The sequence below is a fragment of the Amycolatopsis sp. GA6-003 genome (assembly GCF_046267895.1).
GTDB lineage: Bacteria > Actinomycetota > Actinomycetes > Mycobacteriales > Pseudonocardiaceae > Amycolatopsis.
Genome location: NZ_CP176499.1, coordinates 6901868 through 6925588, shown reverse-complemented (window position 1 = coordinate 6925588; position 23721 = coordinate 6901868). Strand labels below are relative to the sequence as shown.

General features: G+C 69.5%; 24 protein-coding genes. 13 read left to right on the top strand and 11 right to left on the bottom strand.

All coding sequences use genetic code 11. From position 1 onward, the window contains the following. Positions 1 to 45: 45 nt before the first annotated feature. A complete protein-coding gene (locus F9C12_RS31430) occupies positions 46 to 624 on the top strand; it encodes an XRE family transcriptional regulator (protein WP_409185371.1) in 579 nt (192 codons plus the stop codon). On the opposite strand, the gene F9C12_RS31425 is transcribed toward F9C12_RS31430, so the two are convergent. Next, positions 614 to 1579, bottom strand: a complete 966-nt coding sequence (locus tag F9C12_RS31425; protein ID WP_409462774.1) for a sigma-70 family RNA polymerase sigma factor — start codon at positions 1577 to 1579, stop codon at positions 614 to 616. The two genes, F9C12_RS31430 and F9C12_RS31425, sit on opposite strands and share 11 nt — an antisense overlap. A gap of 62 nt (positions 1580 to 1641) precedes the next feature. On the opposite strand from F9C12_RS31425, the gene F9C12_RS31420 reads away from it, so the two are divergent. The 4 genes from F9C12_RS31420 to F9C12_RS31405 all read left to right on the top strand — a co-directional run bounded on the left by F9C12_RS31420 (position 1642) and on the right by F9C12_RS31405 (position 4966). Next, complete coding sequence (locus F9C12_RS31420; RefSeq protein ID WP_409462773.1) at positions 1642 to 2253, top strand: maleylpyruvate isomerase family mycothiol-dependent enzyme; 612 nt, start codon at positions 1642 to 1644, stop codon at positions 2251 to 2253. Positions 2254 to 2322: 69 nt separating this feature from the next. Then, positions 2323 to 3480 (top strand): tryptophan synthase subunit beta, encoded by a 1158-nt coding sequence (trpB, locus tag F9C12_RS31415; RefSeq protein WP_409462772.1) that lies wholly within the window; start codon positions 2323 to 2325, stop codon positions 3478 to 3480. Further along, complete coding sequence (trpA, locus tag F9C12_RS31410) at positions 3477 to 4190, top strand: tryptophan synthase subunit alpha (RefSeq protein WP_409462771.1); 714 nt, start codon at positions 3477 to 3479, stop codon at positions 4188 to 4190. The genes trpB and trpA overlap by 4 nt, the downstream gene beginning before the upstream one ends. Positions 4191 to 4231: 41 nt before the next feature. Next, complete coding sequence (locus F9C12_RS31405) at positions 4232 to 4966, top strand: GntR family transcriptional regulator (protein ID WP_409462770.1); 735 nt, start codon at positions 4232 to 4234, stop codon at positions 4964 to 4966. Here the strand turns inward: F9C12_RS31405 and F9C12_RS31400 are convergent. After that, positions 4940 to 6493, bottom strand: coding sequence for a PucR family transcriptional regulator (locus F9C12_RS31400; RefSeq protein ID WP_409462769.1), 1554 nt, complete (start codon positions 6491 to 6493; stop codon positions 4940 to 4942). The two genes, F9C12_RS31405 and F9C12_RS31400, sit on opposite strands and share 27 nt — an antisense overlap. Positions 6494 to 6615: 122 nt before the next feature. Here F9C12_RS31400 and F9C12_RS31395 point away from each other — a divergent pair, with 122 nt between their 5' ends. The 3 genes from F9C12_RS31395 to F9C12_RS31385 all read left to right on the top strand — a co-directional run bounded on the left by F9C12_RS31395 (position 6616) and on the right by F9C12_RS31385 (position 10188). After that, on the top strand, positions 6616 to 8118 hold the full coding sequence (locus F9C12_RS31395; RefSeq protein WP_409462768.1) for a CoA-acylating methylmalonate-semialdehyde dehydrogenase: 1503 nt from the start codon (positions 6616 to 6618) through the stop codon (positions 8116 to 8118). A 13-nt stretch (positions 8119 to 8131) separates the two neighbouring features. Next, positions 8132 to 9487: an aspartate aminotransferase family protein gene (locus F9C12_RS31390; RefSeq protein WP_409462767.1), complete on the top strand. Its 1356-nt coding sequence runs from the start codon at positions 8132 to 8134 to the stop codon at positions 9485 to 9487. Between the two features lie 101 nt (positions 9488 to 9588). Next, the gene (locus F9C12_RS31385; RefSeq protein ID WP_409462766.1) at positions 9589 to 10188 is read left to right on the top strand and encodes a MarR family winged helix-turn-helix transcriptional regulator; all 600 of its coding nucleotides are present in this window, start codon (positions 9589 to 9591) and stop codon (positions 10186 to 10188) included. Between the two features lie 110 nt (positions 10189 to 10298). Here the strand turns inward: F9C12_RS31385 and F9C12_RS31380 are convergent, their stop codons facing one another. From F9C12_RS31380 to F9C12_RS31365, 4 genes are all read right to left on the bottom strand, one after another. After that, positions 10299 to 11765 carry a catalase gene (locus tag F9C12_RS31380; RefSeq protein WP_409462765.1) on the bottom strand — a complete coding sequence of 489 codons (1467 nt, stop codon included), beginning with the start codon at positions 11763 to 11765 and terminating at the stop codon, positions 10299 to 10301. Between the two features lie 55 nt (positions 11766 to 11820). Beyond that, the gene (locus F9C12_RS31375) at positions 11821 to 12183 is read right to left on the bottom strand and encodes a Fur family transcriptional regulator (RefSeq protein WP_409462764.1); all 363 of its coding nucleotides are present in this window, start codon (positions 12181 to 12183) and stop codon (positions 11821 to 11823) included. 288 nt (positions 12184 to 12471) lie between these two features. Next, positions 12472 to 13089, bottom strand: coding sequence for a response regulator (locus F9C12_RS31370; RefSeq protein WP_409467107.1), 618 nt, complete (start codon positions 13087 to 13089; stop codon positions 12472 to 12474). Positions 13090 to 13137: 48 nt separating this feature from the next. Beyond that, positions 13138 to 14313, bottom strand: coding sequence for a sensor histidine kinase (locus tag F9C12_RS31365; protein WP_409462763.1), 1176 nt, complete (start codon positions 14311 to 14313; stop codon positions 13138 to 13140). A gap of 174 nt (positions 14314 to 14487) precedes the next feature. Between F9C12_RS31365 and F9C12_RS31360 the strand changes: the two genes are divergently transcribed. Next, on the top strand, positions 14488 to 14718 hold the full coding sequence (locus tag F9C12_RS31360) for a hypothetical protein (RefSeq protein WP_409462762.1): 231 nt from the start codon (positions 14488 to 14490) through the stop codon (positions 14716 to 14718). A 6-nt stretch (positions 14719 to 14724) separates the two neighbouring features. On the opposite strand, the gene F9C12_RS31355 is transcribed toward F9C12_RS31360, so the two are convergent. Next, the gene (locus tag F9C12_RS31355; RefSeq protein ID WP_409462761.1) at positions 14725 to 16155 is read right to left on the bottom strand and encodes an APC family permease; all 1431 of its coding nucleotides are present in this window, start codon (positions 16153 to 16155) and stop codon (positions 14725 to 14727) included. 384 nt (positions 16156 to 16539) lie between these two features. Here F9C12_RS31355 and F9C12_RS31350 point away from each other — a divergent pair, with 384 nt between their 5' ends. Continuing rightward, positions 16540 to 17133 carry a TetR/AcrR family transcriptional regulator gene (locus F9C12_RS31350; protein ID WP_409185355.1) on the top strand — a complete coding sequence of 198 codons (594 nt, stop codon included), beginning with the start codon at positions 16540 to 16542 and terminating at the stop codon, positions 17131 to 17133. Here the strand turns inward: F9C12_RS31350 and F9C12_RS31345 are convergent. Further along, the gene (locus F9C12_RS31345) at positions 17114 to 18184 is read right to left on the bottom strand and encodes a DUF6670 family protein (protein WP_409462760.1); all 1071 of its coding nucleotides are present in this window, start codon (positions 18182 to 18184) and stop codon (positions 17114 to 17116) included. The genes F9C12_RS31350 and F9C12_RS31345 overlap by 20 nt on opposite strands. 68 nt (positions 18185 to 18252) lie before the next feature. Here F9C12_RS31345 and F9C12_RS31340 point away from each other — a divergent pair, with 68 nt between their 5' ends. The 3 genes from F9C12_RS31340 (at position 18253) to F9C12_RS31330 (ending at position 21470) form a co-directional block, all read left to right on the top strand. Further along, positions 18253 to 19803, top strand: a complete 1551-nt coding sequence (locus F9C12_RS31340) for an FAD-binding oxidoreductase (protein ID WP_409462759.1) — start codon at positions 18253 to 18255, stop codon at positions 19801 to 19803. Between the two features lie 274 nt (positions 19804 to 20077). Then, a complete protein-coding gene (locus tag F9C12_RS31335) occupies positions 20078 to 20362 on the top strand; it encodes a hypothetical protein (protein WP_409185352.1) in 285 nt (94 codons plus the stop codon). A 250-nt stretch (positions 20363 to 20612) separates the two neighbouring features. After that, positions 20613 to 21470, top strand: a complete 858-nt coding sequence (locus tag F9C12_RS31330; RefSeq protein WP_409462758.1) for a LysR family transcriptional regulator — start codon at positions 20613 to 20615, stop codon at positions 21468 to 21470. Here the strand turns inward: F9C12_RS31330 and F9C12_RS31325 are convergent. The 3 genes from F9C12_RS31325 to F9C12_RS31315 all read right to left on the bottom strand — a co-directional run bounded on the left by F9C12_RS31325 (position 21424) and on the right by F9C12_RS31315 (position 23618). Next, on the bottom strand, positions 21424 to 21765 hold the full coding sequence (locus F9C12_RS31325; RefSeq protein WP_409185349.1) for a hypothetical protein: 342 nt from the start codon (positions 21763 to 21765) through the stop codon (positions 21424 to 21426). The two genes, F9C12_RS31330 and F9C12_RS31325, sit on opposite strands and share 47 nt — an antisense overlap. Positions 21766 to 21896: 131 nt before the next feature. Then, positions 21897 to 22199, bottom strand: a complete 303-nt coding sequence (locus tag F9C12_RS31320; RefSeq protein WP_409462757.1) for a hypothetical protein — start codon at positions 22197 to 22199, stop codon at positions 21897 to 21899. A gap of 339 nt (positions 22200 to 22538) precedes the next feature. Further along, positions 22539 to 23618 (bottom strand): glycoside hydrolase family 3 N-terminal domain-containing protein, encoded by a 1080-nt coding sequence (locus tag F9C12_RS31315; protein WP_409462756.1) that lies wholly within the window; start codon positions 23616 to 23618, stop codon positions 22539 to 22541. Between the last annotated feature and the right edge of the window lie 103 nt (positions 23619 to 23721).

The following is a 23721-nucleotide window of genomic DNA, read 5'->3' as shown; positions in this document are numbered from 1 at the left end:
CGGCACAACTGGCAAGGAACCTTGCCAATCTGTCAAACTCGGGGAATGGACGACGACCGTGCCCTGGACGCAGTCGGCCCCCGGCTGCGCGAGCTGCGCCGGAAGCGGGAGATCACGCTCGCCGAGCTGTCCGCGCGGACCGGCATCGCGGCCAGCACCCTGTCCCGGCTCGAGTCCGGCAACCGGCGGCCCACCCTGGAACAGCTGCTGCCGCTGGCCCGCGCGCACGGCGTGACCCTCGACGAACTGGTCGACGCACCGCAGACCGGCGATCCGCGTATCCACCTTCGCCCGATCAGCTGCGCCGACGGCGTGACGATCCTGCCGTTGACACGCCGCCCGGGCGGGATTCAGGCGTACAAATTCATCCTGCCCGGAGAACGGAAACCGCGGGAACCCGATCCGAGAACGCACGAGGGCTACGAGTGGGCTTATGTCCTCAATGGACAGTTACGGCTGGTGCTCGGCGAGAACGAGCTGACGCTTTCCCCCGGCGAGGCCGCGGAATTCGACACCCGGGTACCGCACTGGTTCGGAGCGGCGTCGGCGGAACCGGTCGAATACCTGTGCCTGATCGGCCGGCAGGGGCAGCGCGCGCACGTGCGCGCCGCGCCTAAGGCGTGACCGAGGCGGGCAGCCCGAAGGCCGGGAAGTACTCCGCGCCGAGGAAGGACGTGAGATCGCAGATCCGGTCCTCGCGCAGGGTCAGGACGGTGATGGACCACGCCTCGTGCGGCACCGTCGCCGAACCACCCAGGTAGAACGCCACCGCGGGCTGAGCGTTCGCGCGGAGCAACCGGAACCGCCAGCTCGGGCAACGCTTCATCGGGACTTCGAAAGCGAATTCCACCACCGCGGAGCGACCGCGATACCAATGCGGCAGCGGTGGCATCGACCACGTGACGTCCTCGGTCAGCAGCTCGACCAGTCCGTCGACATCGCCCTCGGCGAGAGCGGTCGCGAAACCGCTCACCAGTTCCTGGAGGCGGCCGTCGCCGAGGGTGCGCAGCGTCTGCTGCTGAGTGCGGGCGGGCACGTGGGCCGAAATGGTCCGGCGGGCGCGGGCCAACGCGGAGTTCACCGAGGTCACCGACGTTTCCATCATCGTGGCGATCTCGGCGGCGGAGAAGCCGAGGACGTCGAACAGCAGCAGCGCCGCCCGCTGGTTGCCCGGCAGGTGGCGGCAGGCGGCGACGAAAGCGAGTTCGACCGCCTCGCGTTGTTCGTAGCTGGCCGCGGGGTAATCCGGGTACGGGCTGAGCCAGGCCACGTCGGTGCGCGGGGCCGAGTCGAGCACCACCTGGTCGCTCGACGGGCCGAGATCGACCGGCAGCGCCCGGCGGCCGCGCTGCTCGATCAGGTCCAGGCAGGTGCGCGTGGCGACCGTGTACAGCCAGGTGCGCAGCGCGCTGCGGCCCTCGAACCCCGGCAACCCGCGCCACGCTCGCAGCAGCGCCTCTTGCACGGCGTCGTCGGCGTCGTGCATCGAGCCCAGCATCCGGTAACAGTGCGCACGCAGTTCCGCACGCAACGGGGCCACCGCCCGGGTGAACGCGGCCGCCGAAGAAAATTCCCGCACGACCGACGATTCTGCCGCATCCAGCCGGTCTCACCTGGCAACGACTACCGAGGAGACCTGGAATGACCTGGCCGCAGATCCACACCGAACGCGCCGCGCTGGCCGACGACCTCGCGCGGCTGTCCGCCGCCCAATGGGACACGCCGTCCCTGTGCGAGGGACTCTCCGTCCGCGAGGTGCTGGCCCACGTCACCGCGGGAGCGTCGCTGACGCCGGCGCGCTGGATGGCGGGCGTGCTGCGCTGCCGGTTCGACTTCGACCGGCAGGTCGCGATGCGGCTGGCCGAGCAGCTCGGCGACAGCCCGGCCGACACGCTGGCCCGCTTCCGCCGGGTCGTGACCAGCACGACCAAACCGCCGCTGCCGGTCGTGGCGATGCTCGGCGAGACCGTCGTGCACGGCGAGGACATCCGCCGTCCGCTCGGGATCCGCCGCGATTACCCGATCGGCACGCTCACCGCCGTGGCCCGCTACTACCTCGGTTCCGACCTCGTGGTGCTCGCCAAAGGACGCGTCCAAGGCCTGCGCCTCGCGGCCACCGACAGTGACTTTTCCGGCGGCTCGGGACCACTCGTGTCCGGCCCGACGCTCGCGCTGATCATGGCGATGACCGGCCGTTCCCGGTTCCTCGACGACCTGGACGGCGACGGCGTCGAGGTGCTGCGGCAGCGCTGACGGGCTTGCGCCCGCTCGGCAAGAGTTCTATAACAGTAGACACAGTTATAGAACTCTAAGGAGCTGCCCATGCGCACCCCGACCCAAGAAGGACGCTTCGGGGAGTACGGCGGGCGCTGGGTGCCGGAATCCCTGGTGCCCGCCTGCCTCGAAGTCGCCGACGCGTTCGAGAAGGCCTGGGCCGACCCCGGCTTCCGCGAGCAGCTCCAGACGATGCTCGCCCGGCACGTCGGCCGGCCCACGCCGGTGACGCCCGCCGAGCGGTTGTCCGCGGAACTCGGCGTGCGCGTCGCGCTCAAGCGGGAGGATCTCACGCACACCGGCTCGCACAAGATCAACAACGCGGTCGGCCAGGCACTGCTCGCGAAGCGGATGGGCAAGCGGCGGCTGATCGCCGAGACCGGGGCCGGGATGCACGGCGTCGCGACGGCCACCGCCGGCGCGCTGCTCGACCTGCCGGTCACGGTGTTCATGGGCGAACAGGACGTCGAACGCCAGTTGCACAACGTGTTCCGCATGCGCTACCTCGGCGCGGAGGTCGTCCCGGTCCGCACCGGCAGCCGCACGCTCAAGGACGCGACCAGCGAAGCGATGCGGCACTGGGTCAGCTCGACCGAGGAGGCGCACTACTGCCTCGGCTCGGTCGTCGGACCGCATCCGTATCCGTGGCTGGTGCGGGAATTCCAGCGCGTGATCGGCGAGGAAGCCCGCGAGCAGCACGAAACCGTGCCGGATTTCGTCGTCGCGTGCGTCGGCGGCGGATCCAACGCGGCGGGCACCTTCGCTGGATTCGCCGACACCAGGGCACGGCTGGTCGGGGTGGAAGCGATCGGCGGGTCGGGCGCGACGTTCGGCCAGGCCGGAGTGCTGCACGGTTCGCGGTCGCTGTTCCTGCAGGACGAGCACGGGCAAATCCGCGAAGCCCACTCGATCGCGGCTGGGCTCGATTACCCCGGCGTCGGCCCGGAACACGCACAGCTGCGCGATCTCGGCCGGGCCCGGTACGTCGCGGTGAACGATGAAGCCGCGCTCGCCGCGGCCGCGCAATTGGCTCGCACCGAAGGAATCATCCCGGCGCTGGAATCCGCGCACGCGCTCGCCTGGGTAGCCGAAGCCGCTGGCACGCCGGACCTTCCGGCGGGTTCGACGGTTCTGCTCACCCTGTCCGGCCGCGGCGACAAGGACATCGCCACGCTCATCGCCCGCTCCGAGGAGTCCCGCGCATGAAAACCGACCGCAAAATCCTGATGCCGTATCTCACCGGCGGGATCAATCCACAGTGGACCGACTATCTCCCGGCGCTGGTCGAAGCGGGGGCGGACGCGATCGAAGTCGGCATCCCGTTCTCCGACCCGACGCTGGACGGCGTGACCATCCAAGAAGCGTCCAATGTCGCGCTCGCCAACGGAACGACACCGCGAAGTTTCCTCAAGGCACTTAAAGAGACCACAGTGGACGTTCCGGTCATCGTGAGCACCTACGCCAACCTGGCTGTCCGCAAGGGTTTCTGCACCGAGTTGAAGGATGCCGGAGCCGACGGCCTGATCGTGCCGGACCTTCCGCTGGAAGAGGCACCCGCGCTCGAGGAGGAAATAGACCTGGCGCTGCTGGTCTCCCCCGCGACCCCAGCCGACCGCGCACAGGAGATCGCCGCGCGGAGCCGAGGTTTCGTCTACGCCGTCTCGTCGATGAGCACCACCGGCGAACGCGACCACCTGCCCGCCTCCGCGATCGAGCTGGCCACCCGGCTGAAGAACACCACCGACCTGCCGATCCTGATCGGCTTCGGCATCTCGCAGCCCGCGCACGCCGCCGAGGCCGCGAGCGTGGCCGACGGCGTGATCGTGGGCGCGGCGATCATGCGCCGGGTGCTCGACGGCGCCGGTCCGGAGGAGGTCGGCGAGTACGTCGCGACCCTGCGCGCCGCGCTGGACTAGAATCCGCTGGTCCCCGCAGAACTGGACCAGAACGGACGCGCATGGCCCGATACCGAGCGATCGCCGCGGATCTCGCCGCGAAGATCCGCGCCGGGGAGTACGCGCCCGGCGAGGCCCTGCCTCCGCAGCGGGAACTCAGCGCGTCCTACGGCGTCACGCTCATGACGCTCCGGCAGGCACTGCGCGAACTCAGCGACGAAGCCCTGATCGTGCAACAACCCGGCCGCGGCACCTTCGTGGCGCCGACGCCGGCCTCGTACCAGCTGGGCTCTCTGCGCAGCTTCACCGAGGACCTGCGCGATCAGGGTTACGTCGTGCGCACCGAGGTCGTCAGCCAGGCGGTCCGGCGGCTGCCCACCCGGGTCGCGGCGCGGCTGCAGGCCCGCGCGACGGAATCCGGCCTGCGACTGGAGCGCGTGCGCGAATTCGGCGGCCGCCGGGCGATCCACCAGGTGTCGTGGGTCGCGCCGCCGCACGGAGAACGCTTGCGCGACACCGATTTCACCACGGTATCGCTCTACACTGCACTGTCCGAATTGGACGTAGTGGTGGGCCGGGCCGCCGAAACCATCCGCCCGGACGTCCTCGACGACAAGCTCGCCCGCCTGCTCGACGAACCGGTCGACACCCCGGTGCTGGTCAGCGAGCGCACCACGAGCACCCCGGACGGCACGATCGTCGTCATCGACCGCGCGACCATTCTCGGCAGCATGATGCACATCAGCACCGAACGCGCCGCCGACCGGCTGTCACTGCGCTGGGGAGCCGGAAGCTGACTCCCGGTGTCCGTGCGCCAAAACCGCTAGGTGCAACGAAAGCCGAGTGTCCGGATTGGACAGGTCGACACCCAGCACCCGCTCAATAGTCGCCAACCGCGAATACGCCGCCGGACGACTGAGGTTCAACGCTTTCGCGAACTCCGTCATCGAGTACCCCGACTCGACATACGCCCGCAGCGTCGCGAACGCCCGGCTGGCCCGCGGTTCCGGCAACGTCAGCAACGGCCGCAACTGCGCCTCGGTGAACTCGTGCAGCCGCGGATGTTCCCGCAACCACCACAACAACCCGCGCACCCCCAAGTCGCCAGCCCGCCGAAGTCCGGGCGCACCAGGCGATTCGACGTCCGCGACGTGCACCGCCTCCTGCAGCGCCGCCGGCAGCTCGCCGAGCCGACGCACCGGACCAGCCGCCCCGAACGCCGCCGCCAGTCCGTCCGGAACCCCGGCGACCACCCGCTCCAGCAACGCTTTCTCCGCCGTCGGCGAGGAACACGGGAACACCGCCGCCACCCGGCCTTCCGCCAGCACGCCGCCGATGCCGTCGCTGGTCAGCACCGCGTCCAGCAGCGCCCGCTCCAGCCCGGCCCGAGCCGGACGGCAGACCAGCACCGCGTAGTACGCCGCCTGCGCCAGCCCCAGCGCCCGGGCCCGCGCGCGGACCGAACCCTCGTCCGCGCCGTGCAACAGGTCGCGCAGCAAATCTCCCTGCGCCTCGATTTCCACCGACAGCGGCGAGCGTTCCAGCAACTTCCCGACGGTCAACGCCTCCGCCGCGCGTTCGAGCACCAGCCACGCCGAGGGCTGCTCCGCCGACCGCGCGGGCACGACCAGCCGGCCCCAGCGTTCGCGCGGCGGCCCGACCGGCGTGCACATCCAGCTTTCCGGACCGCCGACCTCGGTCGTCGCGGAAAACGGCACCCGCCGGGAGCGGGCAGGCCAATCGCGCAGCACCGCTTCCGCCGAACCGACACCGGCGAACGCGAGCGCCCGGTGCGTCCGGTCCTCCAGCACCACGGGCAACCCGATCAAGTCCGCCGCGTGCGCGAGGACCGCGTCCGGCGCCTGCGAAGCCGAGCCGACCGTGCTGAACGCCTCGTGCGCGCGTTCGGCCAGCCGCAACCGCTCGTAGTGCGCGTTGACGATCCGGGCGTGCACGATCTCGGTCACCTCGATGAAGCGGACCGTGCTGCGCAGCTCCACCAGCGGAAAGCGCGCGGCGCGAGCGGCCTGCACCAGCGCGTCCGGCAACGACTTCAGATGCTGCCCCGGCTCCACGACCAGCCCGATCGCCCCGGCGTCCCGCAGCGACCGGACGTAGGCCACCGCGTCGAAGCCCGGTTCGGTGCACGCGCGCCCGATCGAGAGCACCAGAACGTCGCTGGTCAGCGTCCCCGCGACGTCGCTCAGCTCGCTGACGTGCACCGAGCGCACCGGCACGTCGACCGCGTCCGCCGCCGAGCGCACCACCGGCGCCCCGGCGGCCATCACCGGCAGTTCGAGGACGTCGCGGAGGGTCAGGTGCACGCCGTCAGGATAACCCGACGAACTGTAAAGCCAGCCTCCGGCAAACCGACGGTTCGTCGGTTACCCGCGACCCGTCCGGGAGGGACCCTCAGAGGGCGAAGACCAGGAAGAAAGGTGGCTCGATGAGCGATTCCGTGCCGACGCTGTCCCAGTGGATCGCCGGCGGCGAGGCAGCAGGCTCGCCGGACGGATACGGGGACGTCACGAACCCGGCGACTGGGAAGGTCACCGCGCGCGTGCCGCTCGGCTCGGCCGCGGACGCGCGGGCCGCGATCGCCGCCGCGAAGGCCGCGTTCCCCGCCTGGCGCAAGACCTCCCTGGCCAAGCGCAGCCGGGTGCTGTTCCGGTTCCGCGAACTGCTCGACGCGCGCTCCGACGAACTCGCGCGGATCATCACCGCCGAGCACGGCAAGGTGCTGTCCGACGCGGCGGGCGAGGTCGCGCGCGGCCTGGAAGTCGTCGAGTTCGCCTGCGGGATCCCGCAGCTGCTCAAGGGCGCGGCGACGGCCAACGCGTCGACCGACATCGACGTCACGTCGCTTCGCGAACCGCTCGGCCCGGTCGCGATCATCTCGCCGTTCAACTTCCCCGCCATGGTCCCGATGTGGTTCTTCCCGATCGCGATCGCGGCCGGGAACACCGTGGTGCTGAAGCCGTCCGAGAAGGTGCCGACCGCGGCGAACTGGCTCGCTGAGCTGTGGCGCGAAGCCGGTCTGCCCGAAGGCGTGTTCAACGTGTTGCACGGCAACAAAACCGCCGTCGACGCGTTGCTGCACAGCCCGGACATCGAAGCGGTCTCGTTCGTCGGCTCCACCCCGATCGCGAAGTACGTCTACGAAACCGGCACCGCGAACGGCAAGCGCGTCCAGGCGCTCGGCGGCGCGAAGAACCACCTGGTGGTGCTGCCCGACGCCGACCTCGACCTCGTCGCCGACCAGGCGGTCAGCGCTGGATTCGGGTCCGCGGGCGAACGCTGCATGGCGGTGTCGGTGGTGGTCGCGGTGGGCGACGTCGCCGACGCTCTGGTGCCGCGGATCGCCGACCGCGCGAAGACCCTGGTGACCGGCGACGGCACCCGCGGCTGCGACATGGGCCCGCTGGTCACCGCGGCGGCGAAGGACCGGGTGTCCGGCTACATCGCCGCCGGGGCCGAGGCCGGCGCGACGCTGGTGCTCGACGGCCGGGAAGGCGAGTTCGACGCGGACGGCGAGGGATTCTTCGTCGGCCCCACCGTGTTCGACCACGTCCGCCCGGACATGCCGATCTACACCGACGAGATCTTCGGCCCGGTCCTCTCCGTGGTCCGGGTGGAGACGTTCGCCGACGCGATCGAGCTGATCAACGCCGGACCGTACGGCAACGGCGCGGCGATCTTCACCAACGACGGCGGCGCGGCCCGCCGGTTCTCCGCCGACGTCGAGGCGGGCATGGTCGGCGTGAACGTGCCGGTGCCGGTTCCGGTGGCTTACCACTCGTTCGGCGGCCGGAAGAATTCGCTGTTCGGCGACACCCACGCGCACGGCGGCGAAGGCGTGCACTTCTTCACCCGCGCCAAGGTCGTCACCACCCGCTGGCCGGGCGCCGGACAGGGCGGACTCGACCTCGGCTTCCCGCAGAACGTCTGAGAAGGGATCTGCGATGGACACTCAGTCGGCAGCAGCCCGGCACCTGTGGATGCACTTCTCCCGCATGGGGAATTACCCGGAGACCCCGGTCCCGGTGATCACCCGCGGCGAGGGCGTGCACGTCTGGGACGACCGCGGCCGCAAGATTCTCGACGGACTCGCCGGGCTTTTCGTCGTGCAGGCCGGACACGGCCGCCGCGAACTCGTGGAAGTCGCCGCACAGCAGGCGAACGAGCTGGCGTACTTCCCGATTTGGGGCTATGCCACGAAACCCGCGGCGGAACTTGCCGAACGGCTCGCGCATCTCGCGCCGGGCGACCTCAACCGCGTCTTCTTCACCACCGGCGGCGGCGAGGCCGTCGAGTCCGCGTGGAAGGTCGCGAAACAGTACTTCAAGCTGACCGGGAAACCCGGCAAGCACAAGGTGATCAGCCGCGCGGTGGCCTACCACGGCACCCCGCACGGCGCGCTCGCGATCACCGGCCTTCCCGCGATGAAGAAGGACTTCGAACCGCTCGCGCCGGGCGGTTTCCGCGTGCCGAACACCAATCTGTACCGGCATCCGGAGTTCGCCGACGACCTCGAAGCGTTCGGCCGCTGGGCCGCGGACCGGATCGAGGAGGCGATCCTGTTCGAGGGCGCGGACACGGTCGCCGCGGTCGTGCTCGAACCGGTGCAGAACTCCGGCGGCTGCCTCACGCCGCCGCCCGGGTACTTCGAGCGGGTGCGGGAAATCTGCGACCGGCACGACGTGCTGCTGGTCGCCGACGAGGTGATCTGCGCGTTCGGCAGGCACGGCGCGACGTTCGCCAGCGAGAAATTCGGCCTCCAGCCGGACCTGCTGACCTGCGCCAAGGGACTCAGCTCCGGGTACAGCCCGATCGCCGCGCTGATCGCGTCGGACCGGGTGATGGAGCCGTTCCTCGGCGCGGGAGTCGGCTTCCCGCACGGCTACACCTTCGGCGGGCACCCGGTGTCGGCGGCGGTCGCGCTCGCGAACCTCGACCTGATGGAACGCGAGGGCCTCAACCAGCGCGTGCTGGACAACCAGGACGCGTTCCGCTCGACGCTGAACAAGCTGCTGGACCTGCCGATCGTCGGCGACGTCCGCGGCGACGGCTACTTCTGGGCCGTCGAACTGGTCAAGGACAAGGCGACCCGCGAGACGTTCAACGCCGAGGAGCGGGAACGCCTCGTCCGCGGCTTCCTGCCGGGCGCGCTGTTCGACCGCGGCCTCTACTGCCGTCCGGACGACCGGGGCGACGTGGTCGTCCAGTTCGCGCCGCCGCTCATCGCGGGGCGGGCGGAGTTCGACGAGATCGAACAGATCCTGCGGGACGCGCTGCTCGAGGCGCAGAAACTCGTCTGAGCCACCTGGCGAGGGAGAAGGCCGGGGCCGGTGGGTCCCGGCCTTCTCCCGTGCCGTCGCTTATCATGGTGCCGAGGAGTCCTAACCGTGAGGCGGCGCGCATGCCCGAGCACGAACCAGGCCTCGACCGGCGGCTGGCCGACGCCATCGAACGGCTCGGGAACGGCCTGCGCTCGCTCTCCCAGCGCAGCTCCCGCACCCAGGGCCTTTCGCCGCTGCAGCAGCAGGCGGTGCTGTCCCTGGCGCGCCATCCCGCCCCGCGCCGGGAGGTGAACGCACTGGCCGCGGAGTTCGACGTGACCACGCCGACGATGTCCGACGCGATCAGCGCCCTGGAACGCAAAGGACTCCTCACCCGCTCGCCGGGTTCGGACGGACGCCGCCGCCTGCTCACCCTGACCGACCGCGGCTTCCAGGTGTCCGCCGAACTGTCGGCGTGGGACGCGCTGCTGGTGGGCTCGCTGGCCGCACTGCCGGAGCCGGACCGGGCCGCGACGCTGCACACCCTGTTGCGGGTGATCGCGGACCTGCAGCGCGCCGGAGCGATCAACGTCGCCCGGGTGTGCACGACGTGCCGGTTCTTCGGACCCAACGAACATCCGGAGCCGGAGGCTCCGCACCACTGCCATCTGATGCGGAAACCCTTGGCGCTGAACGAATTACGCACCGACTGCCCGGAACACGAGCAGGCGACGGCGTAACTCTTGCCGACCGTCCGTGAGGGGAACCCTGCGAGGGGGTTTCGAAACCTGGGTGGTTAGTCGTTAGGCGGTGGGCTAGACGGATTCCCCGCACGGACGGCAAACCCCGGTTACAACGCCCCGATCTCCTCGCACGCCTTCCGCACTCCCGCGCCGTACGCCGGGTCCGCCTTGGCGCAGTTCTCGATATGCCGTTCGACGGTGTCCTTGCGCGCGCCCTTGATCCCCCGCGCCGTGTTCTCGAAGAGCCGCTGCCGCGCGCCCTCGTCCATCAGCCGGAACAGGTTGCCCGGCTGTTCGTAGTAGTTGTCGTCGTCCTCGCGGTAGTCGAACCGGTCCGCGACCGCCCCGCCCGGTCCCGTGGGCTCGGCGTACTGCGGCTGTTCCGCCCACCGCCCGAAGGAGTTCGGCTGCACGCCCGGAACTCCGCCCTGGTTGCCGTCGACGCGCATCGCGCCGTCGCGGTGGTAGGTGTTGACCAGCGTCGCCCCGCGCGGGCAGTTGACCGGGATCTGATGGTGGTTCACGCCGAGCCGGTAGCGGGTGGCGTCGCCGTAGGAGAACAGCCGTCCCTGCAACATCTTGTCCGGGCTGACCGAGATGCCCGGCACCAGGTTGGCCGGGGTGAACGCGGCCTGCTCGACGTCGGCGAAGTAGTTCTCCGGATTTCGGTTCAGCTCCAGCTCGCCGACCTCGACCAGTGGATAGTCCTTCTTGCTCCACACCTTCGTGAGGTCGAACGGGTGGAACCGGTAGGTCTCCGCGTCCGCCTCCGGCATGAGCTGCACATACAGCGTCCACTTAGGATAGTCGCCGCGCTCGATCGCCTCGTACAGGTCGCGCTGGTGCGATTCGCGGTCCTCGCCGATGAGCGCGTCCGCCTCCGCGTCGGTCAGGTTTTCGATGCCCTGCTGGGTGCGCAGGTGGAACTTCACCCAGTGCCGCTCGCCCACCGCGTTGAGGAAACTGAACGTGTGCGAGCCGAAACCGTGCATGTGCCGGTAGGTCTTCGGGATGCCGCGGTCGCTCATCACGATGGTGATCTGGTGCAGCGCCTCGGGAAGGCGCGTCCAGAACCCCCACTTGTTCTCCGCGTCGCGCAGGTTCGTCCGCGGATCGCGCTTCACCGCGTGGTTCAGGTCGGGGAACTTCAGCGGGTCCCGGTGGAAGAAGACCGGGGTGTTGTTGCCGACCAGGTCCCAGTTGCCCTGCGTGGTGTAGAAGCGCACGGCGAACCCGCGGATGTCGCGTTCGGCGTCCGCCGCGCCGCGTTCCCCGGCGACGGTGGAGAACCGCACGAACGTCTCGACCTCGTTGCCGACCTCGCTGAACAACGCGGCACTGGTGTAGCGGCTGATGTCGTGGGTGACGGTGAACTTGCCGAACGCGCCGGACCCCTTGGCGTGCATCCGCCGCTCCGGGATCACCTCGCGGTCGAAGTGCGCGAGCTTCTCCACCAGCCAGAGGTCCTGGAGCAGGACCGGACCGCGCGCACCCGCGGTGAGGCTGTTCTGGTTGTCGGTCACCGGCGCGCCGGCCGCGGTGGTCAACGGGTCGGTGTTGTCAGCGAAGGTCATTGCTCCTCTTTCGTCGGCGGTGCGGACAGACAGGACGGGCAGGCGCCCCAATACGTCACCTCGGCGCGTCGATGCGGTAGCCGTTTTCCTCCGCGCGCGGGAGGTCGACGCGTTCGACGTCCGCCACCGCGCCGCACTCGCGGCACGCGACGTGGTCGTGGTCGTCGGTGCGCAGTTCGAACCGGGCGCGGGAGCCGGGCAGTTCGAGCCTGCGCACGAGCCCGGCCCCGACCAGCGCGGCCAGCACGTCGTAAACCGCTTGCGCGGAAACGGAACCGAGCTTCTCGCGCACCTCGTCGCGGATGTGCTCGAGCGCGGCGTGCGGCCGGTTCCGCAGCACCTCCAGCACCGCGATCCGCTGTTTGGTGACCCGCAGCGAAACCCCGCGGAGCGCGGCGACCGGATCTCCAGCCCGCACGACGGCTTCCTCCCCACCCCGACCCGGCTAGTTAGGACTCCTAGCGAGAGTGTGCCAGCCCGCCCGGTGCGAAACAAGGGGATTCCGGATCAATTCCAGAAAAAGCGCGCCAGCTGGAAAAAGGGACTTTGGCGTCAAGATGGTACCGGAGAGCGAAGGTGATTCACTGCGGCAAACAGCCTAAATTACCGAAGGAATATTCCATCCGCCGGGGCAGTTTTCGCATTTCGTTGGCTAATCCTGCGGCATTTCTGGATAACTGTGCCGAAGCCGTCCGCCGCTGAGGATTTATTCCTCGCTGTCGCGCACCACCAGCGCGATCTGCACCCGGTTCACCACGCCGAGCTTCGCGAACAAGCTGCTCGTATGCGCCTTCACCGTCGCCACGCTGATGTGCAGCCGCTCGCCCACCTCGGCGTTCGACAGCCCTTCCGCGATCGCCCGCGCGGTGTCGCGCTCGCGTTCGGTCAACGCGGCCAGCCGCGCCCGCGCCGCCTCCCGCGCGGCCCGCCGGGTCTCCGACGACCGCGGTCCCATCGCCGCGGTGATCAACCGGCTGGTCGCCGCCGGGGACAACGCGGGGTTCCCGGCGGCGACCGCGCGCACCGCGGCCAGGATGTCCGGCGGCGGGGTGTCCTTGAGCACGAACCCGAGAGCACCGGCCCGCAGCGCGCCGAGCACCATCTCGTCGGAGTCGAAGGTGGTCAGCACCAGGATCCGCGGCGGGTCCGGCCAGCCGAGGATCGCCTCGGTGGCGCTCAGCCCGTCGCGGCCGGGCATCCGCACGTCCATCAGCACGACGTCCGGCCGGAGCCGGCGGACCTCGGCGATGGCGGCGTCGCCGTCCGCGGCCTCGCCGGCGACCTCCAGGTCGGCTTCGCCGTCGAGCATGAGCCGCAGCGACATCCGCACCAGCTGATCGTCGTCGACGAGCACGACCCGCACCCGGTCCACTCACTCGCTCCCTTCGCGGGCTGGCCACGGCAGCCACGCGGTCAGCACGAACCCGCCGTCCGGGTCCGCGTGCCGGTCCAGTTCACCACCGGCGAGCTCGACCCGCTCGGACAGCCCCAGCAACCCGAACCCGGCCGACGGCGGCGGCGCCTCGCCCCTGGCCGCGCCGGAATCCCGCACCGTCACGCGCAGGCCCTCGCCCTCCCCGCCCGCGACCGTGACCCGCACTTTCGCGCCCGGCGCGTGTTTCCCGGCGTTGGTCAGTCCTTCTTGGACGATCCGGTACACCGTGCGGGCAAGCAGATCCGGCGGCGTCCCGACGGACTCCGGGAGGTACTCGACGTCGACCCCCAGCGCCCGGGCGTCGGCGACCAGCGCGGGCAGATTCGCCAGCGACGGCTGCGGCGGCTCGAGCCCGCCCGGGCTGGCCCGCAGCACCCCGAGCACCTCCCGCAGCTCCTCCAGCGCCTGGTGCGCGCCGTCCGCGATCCCCCTGGCCAGCAGCGACACCTGCTCCGGCGGCAGATCGGTGCGATGCCCGAGCACCCCGGCCTGCATCGCGACCAGCGAAACCCGGTGCGCGAGGACGTCGTGCATCTCGCGCGCGATCCGGTGCCGCTCGACGATCCGCGCCTCGGCCGCCCGCGCGACCTGCTCGCGTTCCGCGCTCTCCGCCCGCTCTCGCAGCGACTGCAGCTCCTCGCGCCGCGCCCCGATCGCCGCCCCGATCGCCACGACGATGCCGGTGATCAGCACGACGAACGAGATCGACAGCCACCACGGGTCCGGGTCGCTGCCGCGCGGGTAAAGGCCTTCGGTGATCGCCGCGGTCGCGACGCAGGCGAGCCCGATGAACGTGGTCTCCAGCGGCCGCCGCCGGGTCGCGAGCGACCCGAGCACGAGCAGCGCGGCGCCCCCGGCGGTCGCCGACACCGCCGAGGCGATCACCACCCCGGTCGCGATCGAGAGCGGATACTTCCGCCGCCACAGGGACGCGATCAGGCAGCCGAGCCCGAGGACCGGATCGCCGAAAAGCAGCCACTCGGTCCGCGCGTCCTCGAATCCCTCCGGCAGCTGGGAGGCGACCGCCAGCCAGGCGAACGCGCCGAGCAGCGCGGCCACGAGCAGCCGCCACCCCTGCTGCCACGGCTTGAGCTTGGCCGGCGAAACGAGCACCCGCCCATCTTCGCCGATCCGCCCCCGCCGTGCAGCCGCCCTCGGCACAGTCCGCGCCCTAGACCAAAGTCGTAATCCTCGACTTTGGTCGGTCCCGGTTCGCGCCGCAGGTCCGATGTGCTGGGGAGTTTGCTCCGCCACACTGAGTGCACCACGAGAACCCGAGGAGAGCAGATGAGCAAGGGCGGCTATTCAGCGGTGCAAATCGTCGGCATGGTGATCACCGTCGTATGCGCGCAGGCCGCGATCCGCAGTTTCTTCGACCACGAGGCGCGGCAATTGTGGGGTGCGTTCGCCTGGGTCCCCGGCGGATGGGGCGGACAACTGGTCGCGCTCCTGGTGCTGGTTTTCGTCGGAATGGCGATCACCAGTTGGGCCCACGACCGCGCCAAGACGAAGGGCTGAGCACACTCACCGCACGTCGGGCCCGAGCGCCGCGTAGGTCTCCGGACGTTTCCGCCGGAGATATCCGGCCGTCGCCAGTCCCGCGCCGATCAGGATCGGCAGCAACCACGGCAGCAATCCGATCCACGCCGCGTCCGAGCCCGCCATTGTCGGGAAGTTCAGCACCGCCAGCACAATCACGCCGATCAGCCCGGCCCCGCCTAGCCCGGGGGCGACGAAGGTGCTCCACCAATGCGGGTCGCGCCGCTGGCGGAAGAACACCACTACCGCGATTGATGCCATGGCCTGCAGCACCAGGATTGCCAAGGTCCCGAAGCCGGTCATCGACGACGTCAAGAACGCTACTGGGTCGAGGCCGAGCACCGCGAAGATCGCGGCGACGAGAGTTGCGAATCCGATTTGCGCGGCGCTGGCGTTGCGCGGGGTACCGGAAACTGTGTGTCCCAGCGGTTTTGGCAGTACCCCGTCTCGGGCGAGTGCGTAGATGTATCGGCTCGCTGAGTTGTGGAGTGCCAGCAATGCGGCGAACAGGCTTACCACCAGCAACAGCTGCATGGCGTCGGTGAGTGCGGTTCCCAGGACGTCCTGTGACGTGGCCAGGAGCAGGTCGCCTGCTGCGAGATGGTCTTGTGCTACGGATTTGGCGTGTTCCACTCCGATCGCGCTCACCAGGGCGAGTGAGGTGATGGCTGCGAAGACGCCGATTGCGATCACTGCGATGTAGGTCGCCCGTGGGACTGACTTGTTTGGGTCGCGTGCTTCCTCGCTGAACAACGCGGTTGCTTCGAAGCCGATGAAGCAGGTGGCGGCGAACAGTAAGCCTAGGCCGAGCGATCCGGACGTTACTACGGTCGGGGAGAATGCGCTGAGGGAGTACCCGGATTTGCTCAGTACTGCTACGTCGAATACTACGAGGATGCTGACTTCCAGGATCAGTGATACTGCCAGGACTTTTGCTGAAACGTCTACGCCGCGGCGGCTCAGGAAGAACACTGCTGCCACGGAGAGTCCGGCCCACAGCTCCCAGGGCAGGTCTAAGTGGAAGACTCGGTTGACCACGCCGCCGGTCAGTGCGCCGGAGGTTCCTACTGCGCCTGCGACGAAACAGTTGTATCCGGCCAGCGCTACGAAGGCTCCGGAGAGGCCTGCTGGGCGGCCTAGTGCGGCGGTCAGGTAGGCGTAGAAGCCGCCTGCGTTCGAGACGTATCGGCTCATTCTTGCGTAGCCGACGCCGAAGAGCAGCAGGATGACTCCGGCGATCAGGAAGGAGGCGGGCATTCCGCCGCCGTTGCCCAGGGCGATTCCTAGTCCGGCGATTACTACCATGCCGGTCAGCGGGGCGACGGCGGCCAGGACCAGGAAGGCGATTCCGCCGGTGCCTAGGGCGTTCGCGCGGAGCTGCCCTTCGGCGGCCTTTGGTGTCGACTGCTGTGCCATCTCGGCCTCCTGGTTCGCTCCCTTGCCCCGCGGGGTCAGTGTTGCGTGTGCTGGGGGGATTGGGCTTGTCGGCGGGGGCAGAGGTGTTGCCGATCCGTGCATCCTTCTCGTTGCCAGGGGGACGGCTCGTCGCCTGGCGGCGACATTGCGTCCGGGGGGTGGGGCGGGCACCCCGATTTTTTAGTGTGACTACGGCGCTGGGGTGCTTGTCAAGGCGGGAAAGATGCCTTGACAAGCACCCCAGCGCCGTGTTTTTGGCTGTGTATCGGGGGCGGGGGGAGGTGTGGGTGCCTTGTTGGTTGGGTGCATCGGTGGCGGTTGGTTTTTTTGGGGGGTCCACAATGTATTTGGATCTGCGGTTACCGCATCGGCTATGCTGGCGTAGTGGTGAATCCGGCTGGCAGTAAAGGGATGCCGCGGCCCGAGCGGGAGCGGCTGATTCTTGATGCTGCCGTCCAGGAGTTCGGTGTTCAGGGCTATGCCCATGCCTCGGTGGCTGCCGTCGCTCGGCGGGCCGGGATTTCCAAACCTTTGGTCTACGGGTATTTCGAGTCCAAGGACGGGCTTTATCTTGCCTGCCTGCACCGTGGTGCGGCACCGCTGGTCGACGCTGTCACCGAAGCTCAGACCGGCACTGGGCTGAGCCGTGCTCTGGGGACCCTTGAGGCCATCTTCCGCACGCTGGAGCCTCGTCGTCTGGACTGGGCCGTTCTCTGGGATCCGACTTTGCCGCCGGGCTCCGCAGTGGACGGGGCGGCTCGCGCATACCGGCGCAAGCTTTCCGCGCTCGGTGCGGAAGGTACTCAGGAAGCCTTGTCCTCGGCCGGTTTCGCCGATCCTGCCGACGCTTCGCTGTTCGCTCGCATCTGGTACGGCGCGGTCGCTGCCACCGTCAACTGGTGGCTGGAGCATCCCGAAGAAACCGCCGAGACCACCACCCGGCGCTGCGCTCGCATCCTCACCTCCTTGCGCGGTTGACCTCGCAATCGACCCATTCGAAGTAACCGCTTCCCGATACCGGTCGTCCCCGGAACTCGCCAGAATACGTGTATGCGCCGACATAGCCGCGCCCATGGCCATACCGCAGTGGACTGTCCACAATCGCCTCCAGCGCTACGACCTTCTCAGTGCCGTCGTGCACCGTCCACCTGAAACCCTCGGGGACGCGCATTTCCCGGCCCAGTGGATCGATCTCCGGCTCTGGCCGATGTGCTACCTCGACCCTAACCTCCCGGAACACCGTCGCGGTGCCGTCCAGTGTGCGCAGGTGGGCCAGTCGGCAAGCTGTCGCACCGGCCGCGCGGACATCGGTCAGCAGCAATTGCGTCCGGTCGTCCAGATTGATGATCTGGTAGGTGAAGAAGTCGATTGGCAGCTTGAATCGCGGCGGCAGGGGTGCACGTCGAAGTGCTTGCGGGGAAAGCGATCGTGCGTACTCCACGGTGCACAGACCGCTGATCTCGGTCTCGCCGGTGTCGTCGGCGATCATTCCGGTGAAGGTGGCCAGGAGGCTCAAATGGTCGTAAGCCGGATTGCGCACGAACCACGAGACTTGCGGCGTCGCGGTGATCGACAAATCCGCGGTGAAACCCTCGTAACGCGCGTGTACCTGATAGGACGGATGTGCTGCTCCGATAGCCAGGTCCGAATCCCATTCCAGTCGCGAACCGTCCTCGGCGAAGCGGCATTCGGTGTGGGAATCGTAGGCCCGGTAATGATGATGCCCAGGCGCGGCGGTGGACGAGAGAACCGTCGTGGTGCGGCGGGCGTCGGAGGTCGCGAGGTAGTCGTTGTCGAAACAGACTGTGCCGGTGCTGCCGATCAGGGTCATGGTGTTGAGGTAGCGGTGCGGCCGCGGCAGTTCCGGCACGAAGATGCCGTAATGCGTCCACGCCCAGGCCCGCGAGTCCGGATGCGGCCGCAGCAGGCCGGGCCGGGCGAACGGCTTCGCGGACTCCTCGATCCGCTGGTCGAAGCGAGGGAGCAGCCGGTTCACCACGAACGGCGCGGCAGCGGTCAGCACGCTCATCTTTCCTCCTCAACGCCTATTACCCTAGAGTAAGTTACCCTCGGGTCAATTCGGAAGGGAGCAGACGGATGACACGGTCCTGGTGGGGGTGGGGCGACACCGAGGAAGCGCTGACCGCCGAAGAATCCGAGGCACTGGTCGCGCGCACCGCCGCCTTCCTTCCCGGCCACGACTTCACCGACCACGCTCCGCCCGCGCCGGACGAGCTGCCGGTGCCGCCGTCCCGGCTCCGCCCGCCCGCCGCACTGGCCCGGCTGTGCTCGACCGACCAGGTCGACCGGCTGTCGCACGCCCGCGGCAAGGCGTTCCGGGACGTCGTGCGAAATCTGGAAGGACGGGTCGAAGCGGTGCCGGACGTCGTCGCGCGGCCGGAGTCCGAGCAGGACGTCCTCGACCTCCTCGACTGGTGTTCCGCCGACGGCACCCCGGTAATTCCGTACGGCGGCGGCAGTTCCGTGGTCGGCGGCATCGAACCGCGGTTTCCCGCGCCCGCGGTGTCGCTGGATCTCGGCCGTCTCGACCAGGTGATGGAGATCGACCGGACGAGCCGCGGCGCACGCATCCAAGCCGGGGTCTACGGCCCGGCCTTGGAGGACCAGCTCCGCCCGCACGGCCTGACGCTGCGGCACTACCCCCAGTCGTTCACCCACTCCACCCTCGGCGGCTGGCTGGCGACCCGCGCCGGCGGCCACTTCGCCACGCTGGCCACGCACATCGACGACCTCACCGAGTCCCTGCGCGTCGTGACCCCGGCCGGCATCAGCGAATCGCGCCGGCTGCCCGGTTCAGGAGCCGGACCGTCACCGGATCGGCTGTTTCTCGGCTCGGAAGGCACACTGGGCGTAATCACCGAAGCCTGGATGCGCCTGCAGGAACGTCCACGCTGGCAAGCGAAAGCGTCGGTCAGCTTCACCCGGTACGCCGACGCGGTGCACGCGACCCGGGCGGTCGCGCAGTCCGGCCTGTACCCGGCGAACTGCCGGCTCCTCGACGCCGCGGAAGCGTTCCTCAACACCGGCGTCCAGGCCGACGGTTTGCTGCTGCTCGCGTTCGAGTCCGCCGACCATCCGGTGGACGCCTGGCTGGACCGCGCGCTCGAACTGACCGCGGACCACGGCGGCACGGTCACCGCCCGCCGCGGCGAGTCGGGTTCGGCGTGGCGCTCGGCGTTCCTGCGGATGCCGTACCAGCGTGACGCGCTCGCCCGCCGGTCGATGATCGTGGAGACTTTCGAGACCGCCTGCACCTGGGACGCGTTCGAGTCGCTCCACGAAGCGGTCACGGCGGCCGCGCACGCGGCGATCGCCAAAATCTGCGGCGCGGGCGTGGTGACCTGCCGGTTCACCCACGTCTATCCCGACGGCCCCGCGCCGTACTACGGCATCTACGCGACCGGCCGCTGGGGCAGCACCGTCGCGCAGTGGGACGAGCTGAAAACCGCGGTGTCCGAAGCGATCCTGGCCAACGGCGGCACGATCACCCACCATCACGCGGTCGGCCGGGACCACCGCCCGTGGTACGACCGGCAACGCCCGGACCCGTTCGCCGCCGCCCTGTCCGCCGCGAAGGACACGCTCGATCCGGCAGGCGTGCTGAACCCCGGCGTCCTCCTCCGCTGAGGCCTCGCAGCTGGGCGAGAACACCGTCCGCAAGGCCGAAGAACTGCGCGAGCCCGGGAACGAACCCTGCTGAGCTTGGTGTCCATTGTGGATTGCTTTGCCTTCTCGCGGCGCCGTGTTAGCCTGTCGCTGTGCTGCGCCTCATGACGTCCGAGCGACTCGTAACCCGGCGCGCCGGCTGAACCAGGCTGCCGGCGCGCGATGCCGGTGTGCGGTTTTTGCTTCGGGACCTGGCCCTCTCTTCCCCGCCAGACCTTCTTTCCCGGAGTACGCCATGTCCCTGAGCACCTTCTCGTCCGCCCCGTACACCTCCGCCCCGGCCATGCTGGTCCGCCGCCGGATCGCGACCTATTTCGTCGGCGGCATCGACCAGATCCCCGGCCTGGTCGCGACGCTGACCCAGCACGGGAAGCTGATCCACGAACTGTCCGTCGACGTCCGCGAGGGCGTCCGGGAAAGCAGCATGGTCAGCACGGTCCTGGTCAGCCCGGACGCGCTCGACGCCCTGCTGGAGGCGCTGCGCGCACTGTCGTCGGTCGTCTCGGCGGAACTGGCCTGATCCGGCTCTCTGGCCGACAAGATCGCCCTGCTCCACGACCGCCTGCTGCAGTCAACGCCCGCGGCGTGTTCCCGGGCATCAAGCACGGCGCGGGGTTCGACCGCCCCGGTGTGGCGGGCGAAGCAGGTCGAGGGCGTGCCGATGGACCCGCTGGCGTGATCCCCGCCTCTGCCCCGAACGGCCGTCCCCGACCGGCCCGCGCGGTACGTTCGTCGAACCACTTCCCGGTGGCGAGACGGAGGCGAAGCCGATGGAGCTGAGGCAGGTCGAGCACTTCCTCGCCGTGGTCCGGCACCGCAACTTCACCCGCGCCGCGCAGGACGTGCACGTCGTGCAGTCCGCGCTCAGCGCGTCCATCCGGAAACTGGAAGCCGACCTCGGCGCGGAGCTGTTCGACCGCACCACCCGCCGCGTGACTCTCACTCCCGCTGGCGAGGCCCTGCTCCCCCTGGCCCGCCAGATCGCCATGGACGTCGACTCCGCCCGCGGCGAGGTAGCCGCGGTGACCGGACTCGCGCGCGGCCGGGTGTCGATCGGGACGATCCAGACCCTGACAGTCCTCGACCTGCCCGCGAAGCTGGGCGAATTCCGCGCCCGCTACCCCGGAATCCGGCTGCGCGTGCGGGAAGGCACCATCCCCGGACTGACCGCCGCGGTGTCCGACGGCGAACTGGATCTGTCCTATGTGGGCGGTCCGCTGCCGGAGGACCTGGCCGAGTTCGCCAGCTGGGAGCAGAACCTGGTCCTGCTCGCCCATCCCGGACACCGCCTGTCGAGCCGCCGCCGGGTCCGGCTGGCGGAACTGGACGGCGAACCTTTCGTGGATTTCACCGGAAGCGGCCTGCAAGCGTTGGTCGACCGGGCTTTCACCGAGGCCGGCGTCCGGCGCGACCAGGTCTGCGAAGCAACGAACGTCTCACTGCTGGTCGACCTGGTCGCGGCCGGGCTAGGCGTCACCGTGGTCCCCGAGCAGGTCGCCGCTCGCTCCGGACTCCCGTTCGCCCACCTCACCCAGCCGACGCTGGCCCGCACGATCTACCTGACCGGCCGCTCGGCAAACCTCACCAACCCCGCGGCGCGGGCGCTGCTGGCCCACCTCCTCGCCTGACCCCGCGCACCGGCGCGAGCACCAACGCGAACCCGGCCAGCCCCAACACCAGCGCGACGGTCGTCAGCCCGGTGATCCCGGCGACGAACGCCAGCGCGAACGCCCTGCCGCCCAACCTCCGCAACAACCGGACGACGTCCCGAGTCTCCCCGTCGACCGGCTCACCATCGGCCGCGTGGCTGGCGTTGGCCGCGTCGAGGGCGACGCCATCAGCTGCCCTGGACACCTCGCCAACGAGGTGCCGGTCGTCGCTTGGGCCGGAATCCTCGGCGGAAACGCCAGGCACAGAGGTCATGCGCTGAGTATTGGCGTGCGCCGACCTTCCAGTCCAACACCTGTTTTCGCTGCGATTCAGCGATGAAATCGATCGACGGCCGCGCTCTGCCTTCCAGGCCAGGGTCGGTGAAGAAGGCGGGATCCGCCGGACTAGGAGTCTCGCCGCTCCGGCGCGGACTCCTGCTGCGCCGACGGTCGCGGATGCCGCATCGGACGTTGCCGGGCGACCGGATAACGCGCCAGAGGATGCGCCTCGTCAAGGCGGTGGCGAGCACGCCGGGGCACGTCGTCCGACGGGGAGACCCACCGGCGCGCCGATTCGTCCGGCGGGGAGGGCGGAGAAGGTTCCGGCGGCGAAACGGCAGAACGACGCCGAGCGGCGCGGCGCAGGAACACCACGGCCAGCACCACGAACACCGCGGCGACGGCCACCAGGAGCCACCAAGCTTGCATTCGTCCTCCCGTCGTGGGTGGGTCGCACGCAAGGGTGCCCGTTCGGTCCGCCGTCAGCGCGAGGTCCACACCGCTGGGTGTCACCGGAACGGGGGTGTTTGCTGGATAAGCGCGCGAGAGGCGAGCCGAACAGATCCAACGCTAGCAGGCTCCGCACGGCGTCGGGGCGTCCTCAGACTCGGGGAAGACGGCTGAAACCGTGGAGACCGCCGAGTCGTATTGCGCGGAGAAGCACCCGACGAGCGGTATCCAGAATTTCGTCGCGCGGCTACGGCCAAGCCGCACGCCTCAGCCTGTGACGCGTCGAGGCAGGTAAAATCGCCTAATCCCGCGAACGGCCTACTGCACCCCATCCCGCAACGCCGACACCCGATCCACCGCCGCCGTGAAATCCCCGCTCGGCAGGGAGCCGTTCGACAAACCCGCGGCCAGCGCGGAAGCGGCCTCATCCCCCTGGCTCACCTCCCGAGCCGAAGCCAGGATCAGATCCATCCCCGCCTTCGCCGCCAGCACGGCGCGGTTTCCCGGCCCGCCGTAGGACTTCAGGGCGCCAGCTTCCAGGGCATCCGTCACGGTCACCCCGGCGAACTGCGTCTCGGTGCGGAGTTCCCGCACCGCCGCGGGCGAGAGGCCGGCGGGGAGGGAGGCGTCCAGGGCGGGATACACCGCCCACGAGAGCATCACGAGCTTCGCCCCGGCCTCGACCACCGGGTGATACGGAGCCTCGTCCTTGGCGCGCAGTTCCGGCAGGGGCACGTTCAGCGTCACCGGGCCGACATCCGTGTTGCCTCCGGCCGGCACGGCACCCAGGCCGGGGAAGTGCTTGGCCGTCGCGGCGACGCCCGTGGACTGCTGGGCCGTCACGAAATCCCGGCCCAGCGAACCAGCCACCTGCGGGTCCTGACTGTAAGAGCGGCCGTATTTGTCGATGAAATTGCCCGGTTGGCGGTAGACGTCCAGAACCGGCGCGAGGTTGACGTTCATGCCTACCCCGGCGAGGTTCCGGCCAGCGCCGGTGCCGGCCGCTTTGGCCGCGGCGGAGGGGTCCGCGGACTGGGCGACCTGCTTCTCCGACAGAACGGGCTCGCCGGGCAGCCGGCGGACCTTGCCGCCTTCCTGGTCGGTCATCAGCAGCAACGGGCGGTGCACCGGGCTTTGCGCGTTCGCGTCCCGTAATTGCCGGACGACGGCGCTGATCTGGTGAGGGTCCGAGATGTTCTCGCCGAAGAAAATCACGCCGGCCGCCTCGCCGGCGCGGATTCGTTGCAGCAGCGAGGCGGGCGGGGTCAGCCCGGGATAGGAGTAGATCACCCGCTGTCCGGCCAGTTGCCGCGGCGTGAGCCCGGCGGGAGTGGCGGCGACCGTGCTCATCGCGAGCACCGTCCCGGCGATAGCCAGCATTGCCTTCCGACGCTTCATGCGACCTCCGTTGGCGAGCCCCTGCGACAACGGTAACGCGGGCGTGCGCGCCCGGCAGCCTCAGCACGATCGCGGCGAGGAGGAACTAAGTCCTCAATGGACA

Coding starts and splice junctions, on each gene's coding strand:
- F9C12_RS31430 (WP_409185371.1), top strand. CDS start 46: ATGGACGACGACCGTGCCCTGGACGCAGTCGGCCCCCGGCTGCGCGAG.
- F9C12_RS31420 (WP_409462773.1), top strand. CDS start 1,642: ATGACCTGGCCGCAGATCCACACCGAACGCGCCGCGCTGGCCGACGAC.
- trpB (WP_409462772.1), top strand. CDS start 2,323: ATGCGCACCCCGACCCAAGAAGGACGCTTCGGGGAGTACGGCGGGCGC.
- trpA (WP_409462771.1), top strand. CDS start 3,477: ATGAAAACCGACCGCAAAATCCTGATGCCGTATCTCACCGGCGGGATC.
- F9C12_RS31405 (WP_409462770.1), top strand. CDS start 4,232: ATGGCCCGATACCGAGCGATCGCCGCGGATCTCGCCGCGAAGATCCGC.
- F9C12_RS31395 (WP_409462768.1), top strand. CDS start 6,616: ATGAGCGATTCCGTGCCGACGCTGTCCCAGTGGATCGCCGGCGGCGAG.
- F9C12_RS31390 (WP_409462767.1), top strand. CDS start 8,132: ATGGACACTCAGTCGGCAGCAGCCCGGCACCTGTGGATGCACTTCTCC.
- F9C12_RS31385 (WP_409462766.1), top strand. CDS start 9,589: ATGCCCGAGCACGAACCAGGCCTCGACCGGCGGCTGGCCGACGCCATC.
- F9C12_RS31380 (WP_409462765.1), bottom strand. CDS start 11,765: ATGACCTTCGCTGACAACACCGACCCGTTGACCACCGCGGCCGGCGCG.
- F9C12_RS31370 (WP_409467107.1), bottom strand. CDS start 13,089: ATGTCGCTGCGGCTCATGCTCGACGGCGAAGCCGACCTGGAGGTCGCC.
- F9C12_RS31360 (WP_409462762.1), top strand. CDS start 14,488: ATGAGCAAGGGCGGCTATTCAGCGGTGCAAATCGTCGGCATGGTGATC.
- F9C12_RS31355 (WP_409462761.1), bottom strand. CDS start 16,155: ATGGCACAGCAGTCGACACCAAAGGCCGCCGAAGGGCAGCTCCGCGCG.
- F9C12_RS31345 (WP_409462760.1), bottom strand. CDS start 18,184: ATGAGCGTGCTGACCGCTGCCGCGCCGTTCGTGGTGAACCGGCTGCTC.
- F9C12_RS31340 (WP_409462759.1), top strand. CDS start 18,253: ATGACACGGTCCTGGTGGGGGTGGGGCGACACCGAGGAAGCGCTGACC.
- F9C12_RS31335 (WP_409185352.1), top strand. CDS start 20,078: ATGTCCCTGAGCACCTTCTCGTCCGCCCCGTACACCTCCGCCCCGGCC.
- F9C12_RS31330 (WP_409462758.1), top strand. CDS start 20,613: ATGGAGCTGAGGCAGGTCGAGCACTTCCTCGCCGTGGTCCGGCACCGC.
- F9C12_RS31325 (WP_409185349.1), bottom strand. CDS start 21,765: ATGACCTCTGTGCCTGGCGTTTCCGCCGAGGATTCCGGCCCAAGCGAC.
- F9C12_RS31320 (WP_409462757.1), bottom strand. CDS start 22,199: ATGCAAGCTTGGTGGCTCCTGGTGGCCGTCGCCGCGGTGTTCGTGGTG.
- F9C12_RS31315 (WP_409462756.1), bottom strand. CDS start 23,618: ATGAAGCGTCGGAAGGCAATGCTGGCTATCGCCGGGACGGTGCTCGCG.